Annotated in this window: 1 protein-coding gene and 1 pseudogene; one reads left to right on the top strand and one right to left on the bottom strand. The window is 59.1% G+C overall.

What is annotated here, in order from left to right; all coding sequences use genetic code 11:
* Window positions 1-756 (top strand): annotated as a pseudogene (locus BN2475_RS25430) (IS3 family transposase); the annotation flags it as partial.
* A 111-nt stretch (window positions 757-867) separates the two neighbouring features.
* Here the strand turns inward: BN2475_RS25430 and BN2475_RS35080 are convergent.
* A partial coding sequence (locus tag BN2475_RS35080; protein ID WP_218023722.1) for a hypothetical protein occupies window positions 868-1,277 on the bottom strand: 410 nt, incomplete at its 5' end.

The following is a 1,277-nucleotide window of genomic DNA, read 5'->3' as shown; positions in this document are numbered from 1 at the left end:
GCAAGGTCTTGCGGATTACCCCGTCGGGTTATCGGCGTCATGCCGCACAGCTTCGCGATCCGTCGCGGCGCTGTGCCCGAGCGAAACGCGATGAGTTTCTGCGTCCGGAAATCAAGCGAGTCTGGCAGGCCAACACGCAGGTCTACGGGCCCGATAAAGTCTGGAAGCAGATGAACCGGGAAGGTATTACGGTGGCACGTTGCACGGTCGAGCGGCTGATGAAACAACATGGTTTGCGCGGCGTGATTCGTGGCAAGCGTGTTCGCACGACCATTCCCGATGTTGTCGCTGCACGCCCGCTGGATCGGTGTTCGCCCGGCGCATTGTCGGCTGGCGTGTTAGTGCGTTGATGATCACGGACTTCGTTCTGGATGCACTTGAAGAAGCCTGTACGCTCGCGAACCAGACAAGGATGGCACGTTGATTCACCACTCCGATAGGGGATCGCGATACGTCAGCATTCGATACAGCGAGCGGCTGGCCGAATCCGGCATCGAACCATCCGTCGGCAGCCGCGGCGACAGCTACGACAATGCGCTGGCTGAAACGTTCAATGGCCTGTACAAGGCCGAACTGATTCATCGGCGCGCTCCGTGGAAAACGCGTGAATCTGTCGAGCTGGCTACGCTGGAATGGGTGGCGTGGTTCAACCATCATCGGTTGATGGAACCTCTCGGCTATATCCCGCCCGCTGAAGCTGAGGCAAACTACTACCGGCAATTCAGCAATACCATCGCTGCGCCGGCATCAACTTAAACCAACCAGCCTCCACGATTCCCGGGTCGGTTCAAATTGAACCAACACTTTGGCCCTTTGCGAAAGGCTTTCAAGGAATGGCGCAACGTTCACATCAAGACGATCCGTCACTTAGACCACGCACTGTTTGGCATATCTGGCAAACAAATCGTAATTGATCACGGTGTTGAAACCTTGACGGGCTGGAGTGTGGCTGACAGTACCCGGTGATCGACAAGAGTAACAGGCAGCGTTTCGCGCCGATTGGCGGGGCATGCGCCGACCCTTGCGGATGCGCGCGGCGGTGCTGAGAGCAGAAGCGTTGTTTGCTGTGTATGCAACGCTTATGCGCCAGGAAGTGTCGTGTGCGGTGTTTTTCCGGCTGCGTTGCCGTTTCCCGCTGTCGTTTCGCGCTGTCGTTCCGTGAGGCGCCGGCTTCAGGGCTTCAGGGTCCTGCAGGGTCCGCCGATGCGGCTTCGCGCCGCGCGCCCGGCGGCGTAAACGCCAAAACCCCACCGGCGCGCCGGTGGGGTTTTGGGTTG

Source organism: Paraburkholderia ribeironis, assembly GCF_900019265.1.
Taxonomy (GTDB): Bacteria; Pseudomonadota; Gammaproteobacteria; order Burkholderiales; family Burkholderiaceae; genus Paraburkholderia; species Paraburkholderia ribeironis.
This window is presented reverse-complemented; position numbering and strand designations above follow the sequence as displayed.